Raw genomic sequence first — 5315 nt, forward strand, 5'->3', positions numbered from 1 at the left:
GGGTGTTCGGCGACGTCCTACTCTCCCACAGCCCTTCGGCTGCAGTACCATCGGCGCTGCCAGGCTTAGCTTCCGGGTTCGGAATGGGACCGGGCGTTTCCCTGGCGCTATGATCACCGTAACTCTGTGAAACAACCAACCACCTGCCCACCCCTGATGGTGCTGGGGTGGTGGTGTGGTGTTTCAGAGCTGTAGAGCGGATGCGTAGCATGTTTGTGGGCAAGTCCTCGGCCTATTAGTACCAGTCAACTCAAAACACATTACTGTGCGTCCATTTCTGGCCTATCAACCCAATGGTCTGTTGGGGGCCTTAACCCACAAAGGGTGGGAGACCTCATCTTGGAACAGGCTTCCCGCTTAGATGCCTTCAGCGGTTATCCCTTCCGAACGTGGCTAACCAGCCATGCCACTGGCGTGACAACTGGCATACCAGAGGTTCGTCCGTCCCGGTCCTCTCGTACTAGGGACAGCCTTCCTCAAGTCTCCTGCGCGCGCGGCGGATAGGGACCGAACTGTCTCACGACGTTCTAAACCCAGCTCGCGTGCCGCTTTAATGGGCGAACAGCCCAACCCTTGGGACCTACTCCGGCCCCAGGATGCGACGAGCCGACATCGAGGTGCCAAACCATGCCGTCGATATGGACTCTTGGGCAAGATCAGCCTGTTATCCCCGGGGTACCTTTTATCCGTTGAGCGACACCCCTTCCACCAGGTGGTGCCGGATCACTAGTCCCGACTTTCGTCCCTGCTCGACACGCCTGTCTCACAGTCAAGCTCCCTTGTGCACTTGCACTCAACACCTGATTGCCAACCAGGCTGAGGGAACCTTTGGGCGCCTCCGTTACTCTTTAGGAGGCAACCGCCCCAGTTAAACTACCCATCAGGCACTGTCCCTGAACCAGATCATGGTCCGAGGTTGAGATTCCCAATTCGACCAGAGTGGTATTTCAAGATTGACTCCACCTCCACTAGCGTGAAGGCTTCACAGTCTCCCACCTATCCTACACAAGCCGAACCGAAAACCAATACCAAACTATAGTAAAGGTCCCGGGGTCTTTCCGTCCTGCCGCGCGTAACGAGCATCTTTACTCGTAGTGCAATTTCGCCGGGCCTGTGGTTGAGACAGCCGGAAAGTCGTTACGCCATTCGTGCAGGTCGGAACTTACCCGACAAGGAATTTCGCTACCTTAGGATGGTTATAGTTACCACCGCCGTTTACTGGCGCTTAAATTCTCAGCTTCGCCCCGAAAGGCTAACCGGTCCTCTTAACGTTCCAGCACCGGGCAGGCGTCAGTCCGTATACATCGAATTGCTTCTTCGCACGGACCTGTGTTTTTAGTAAACAGTCGCTTTCCGCTGGTCTCTGCGGCCAACTCACCCTAGCCCGCACGGGGCTTCAGGTGCTTTGGCCCCCCTTCTCCCGAAGTTACGGGGGCATTTTGCCGAGTTCCTTAACCACAGTTCACCCGATCGCCTTGGTATTCTCTACCTGACCACCTGTGTTGGTTTGGGGTACGGGCCGCACATGCACTCGCTAGAGGCTTTTCTCGGCAGCATAGGATCACTCTACTTCACCTCAATCGGCTACGCATCACGTCTCAGAGTATATGAGGCACGGATTTGCCTATGCCTCCTCCTACACGCTTACACCAGTACTACCATTCACTGGCGGAGCTACCTTCCTGCGTCACCCCATCGCTTGACTACTACAGGATCAGGTCCCACGCTCCACACACGCACCGCATCCCGAAGGAATTAGCACGCGGCTTCGGGTGGTTAGTCTCACCTGCCTCATCAGGGACGCACAAACGCGGGTACGGGAATATCAACCCGTTATCCATCGACTACGCCTGTCGGCCTCGCCTTAGGTCCCGACTTACCCTGGGCGGATTAGCCTGGCCCAGGAACCCTTGGTCATCCGGCGGCAGAGTTTCTCACTCTGCTTTCGCTACTCATGCCTGCATTCTCACTCCCACACCCTCCACGACTCGCTCACGCGGCCGCTTCCCTGGATGCAGGACGCTCCCCTACCCATCCACACGACTAGACAACACCCCAAAAAGGATGAAGCCGATCTATTGTGTAAATGACACAGCTTCGGCGGTGTGCTTGAGCCCCGCTACATTGTCGGCGCAGGACCACTTGACCAGTGAGCTATTACGCACTCTTTCAAGGGTGGCTGCTTCTAAGCCAACCTCCTGGTTGTCTGGGCAATCCCACATCCTTTCCCACTGAGCACACACTTAGGGGCCTTAGCTGGTGTTCTGGGCTGTTTCCCTCTCGACGACGAAGCTTATCCCCCGCCGTCTCACTGCCGCACTCTCACACACCCGTATTCGGAGTTTGGTTGATTTCGGTAACCCGGTAAGGCCCCTAGACCATCCAGTAGCTCTACCCCGGATGTGAAACATGCGACGCTGCACCTAAATGCATTTCGGGGAGAACCAGCTATCACGGAGTTTGATTGGCCTTTCACCCCTACCCACAGCTCATCCCCTCAGTTTTCAACCTAAGTGGGTTCGGGCCTCCACGACGTCTTACCGTCGCTTCACCCTGGCCATGGGTAGATCACTCCGCTTCGGGTCTAGACCACGCGACTCAATCGCCCTATTCAGACTCGCTTTCGCTACGGCTACCCCACACGGGTTAACCTCGCCACGCAGCACTAACTCGCAGGCTCATTCTTCAAAAGGCACGCCATCACCATCCCGAAGGATCGCTCTGACGGCTTGTAGGCACACGGTTTCAGGTACTCTTTCACTCCCCTCCCGGGGTACTTTTCATCTTTCCCTCACGGTACTAGTCCGCTATCGGTCATCAGGAAGTATTTAGGCTTACCGGGTGGTCCCGGCAGATTCACAGCAAATTCCACGAGCTCGCTGCTACTCGGGAACACCGTCCAAACACAACGCAGCAGTTTTCGCGTACGGGACTCTCACCCACTCCGGTCACGCTTCCCAGCATGTTCCACTAACCACCACGCGCATCCCCAGGAATGTCAGTCCCTGGACAACGGGTCCCACAACACCGCACACACAACACCTGACAGCTTGACATGCATACGGTTTAGCCTCTTCCGCTTTCGCTCGCCACTACTCACGGAATCACGGTTGTTTTCTCTTCCTACGGGTACTGAGATGTTTCACTTCCCCGCGTTCCCTCCACACCGTCTATATATTCAACGGCGGGTAACACCCCATCACGGGTGCTGGGTTTCCCCATTCGGACACCCTCGGATCTCAGCTCGGTTGACAGCTCCCCGAGGCTTATCGCAGCCTCCCACGTCCTTCATCGGCTCCTGATGCCTAGACATCCACCATGTGCCCTTAATAACTTGACCACAAAGATGCTCGCATCCACTCTACAGTTCTCAAACACCACACCCAGAGGCGTGTTGCCTCAGGACCCAACAGCATGCCAGCAAACAATCCGAACCAACTCCCAGAAACACCCGATCCACACTCCCCAAAAGGAAGCAGTACGAGAGCGTCCCGGCAAAACCGGCCGAACCATCACCAGTAGTTCCACAATTCCTTGAGCAACCACCACAGAAACACAGTCGGTTTCTCGATGATGGCCACCCCACGACATCACCCCGGGTATCCCGGGAGCCGTGGATGTGTTGCTCCTTAGAAAGGAGGTGATCCAGCCGCACCTTCCGGTACGGCTACCTTGTTACGACTTCGTCCCAATCGCCAGTCCCACCTTCGACCACTCCCTCCCCGAAAGGTTGGGCCGTGGGCTTCGGGTGTTACCGACTTTCGTGACGTGACGGGCGGTGTGTACAAGGCCCGGGAACGTATTCACCGCAGCGTTGCTGATCTGCGATTACTAGCGACTCCGACTTCACGCAGTCGAGTTGCAGACTGCGATCCGAACTGAGACCGGCTTTAAGGGATTCGCTCCACCTCACGGTATCGCAGCCCTCTGTACCAGCCATTGTAGCATGTGTGAAGCCCTGGACATAAGGGGCATGATGACTTGACGTCATCCCCACCTTCCTCCGAGTTGACCCCGGCAGTCTCCCGCGAGTCCCCGCCATTACGCGCTGGCAACACAGGATAAGGGTTGCGCTCGTTGCGGGACTTAACCCAACATCTCACGACACGAGCTGACGACAGCCATGCACCACCTGTACACCGGCCACAAGGGGGCCGACATCTCTGCCGGTTTCCAGTGCATGTCAAGCCCAGGTAAGGTTCTTCGCGTTGCATCGAATTAATCCACATGCTCCGCCGCTTGTGCGGGCCCCCGTCAATTCCTTTGAGTTTTAGCCTTGCGGCCGTACTCCCCAGGCGGGGCGCTTAATGCGTTAGCTACGGCACGGACAACGTGGAAGTCGCCCACACCTAGCGCCCAACGTTTACAGCGTGGACTACCAGGGTATCTAATCCTGTTCGCTCCCCACGCTTTCGCTCCTCAGCGTCAGTATCGGCCCAGAGACCCGCCTTCGCCACCGGTGTTCCTCCTGATATCTGCGCATTCCACCGCTACACCAGGAATTCCAGTCTCCCCTACCGAACTCAAGTCTGCCCGTATCGACCGCAAGCTGGAGGTTAAGCCTCCAGTTTTCACGGCCGACGTGACAAACCGCCTACGAGCTCTTTACGCCCAATAATTCCGGACAACGCTCGCACCCTACGTATTACCGCGGCTGCTGGCACGTAGTTAGCCGGTGCTTCTTATCCAGGTACCGTCACCCCGAAAGGCTTCGTCCCTGGCGAAAGAGGTTTACAACCCGAAGGCCGTCATCCCTCACGCGGCGTCGCTGCATCAGGCTTGCGCCCATTGTGCAATATTCCCCACTGCTGCCTCCCGTAGGAGTCTGGGCCGTGTCTCAGTCCCAGTGTGGCCGGTCGCCCTCTCAGGCCGGCTACCCGTCGACGCCTTGGTAGGCCACTACCCCACCAACAAGCTGATAGGCCGCGGGCTCATCCCGTACCGCCGGAGCTTTCCACCCCACACCATGCGATGTGGGGTCATATCCGGTATTAGACCTCGTTTCCAAGGCTTATCCCAAAGTACAGGGCAGATTACCCACGTGTTACTCACCCGTTCGCCACTAATCCACCCCGAAAGGCTTCATCGTTCGACTTGCATGTGTTAAGCACGCCGCCAGCGTTCGTCCTGAGCCAGGATCAAACTCTCCAACAATGCATTGAAAAATCCGATCGATGACTACATCAATCAATCACTCAAAGAAACCCACAAAGGGTATTCTCATACATAAGCTCTACTGGCTTAGTTCACTAGCACACTGTTGAGTTCTCAAGCAACACACCACTACGCGAAAAGCTTGTTATTATCCCGAGGCA

At 56.5% G+C, this 5315-nt stretch carries 3 rRNA genes; all 3 read right to left on the bottom strand.

The features are described from left to right. Positions 1-4: 4 nt before the first annotated feature. The 3 genes from rrf to D0C15_RS33625 all read right to left on the bottom strand — a co-directional run bounded on the left by rrf (position 5) and on the right by D0C15_RS33625 (position 5154). Positions 5-121, bottom strand: a 5S ribosomal RNA gene (gene rrf, locus D0C15_RS33615). 94 nt (positions 122-215) lie between these two features. After that, positions 216-3340 (bottom strand): 23S ribosomal RNA (locus tag D0C15_RS33620). A 293-nt stretch (positions 3341-3633) separates the two neighbouring features. Continuing rightward, positions 3634-5154, bottom strand: a 16S ribosomal RNA gene (locus D0C15_RS33625). The 16S, 23S and 5S rRNA genes sit together here, the layout of an rRNA operon. Positions 5155-5315 lie beyond the last annotated feature (161 nt).

The organism is Amycolatopsis palatopharyngis, from assembly GCF_003385185.1.
GTDB classification, from domain to species: Bacteria; Actinomycetota; Actinomycetes; order Mycobacteriales; family Pseudonocardiaceae; genus Amycolatopsis; species Amycolatopsis palatopharyngis.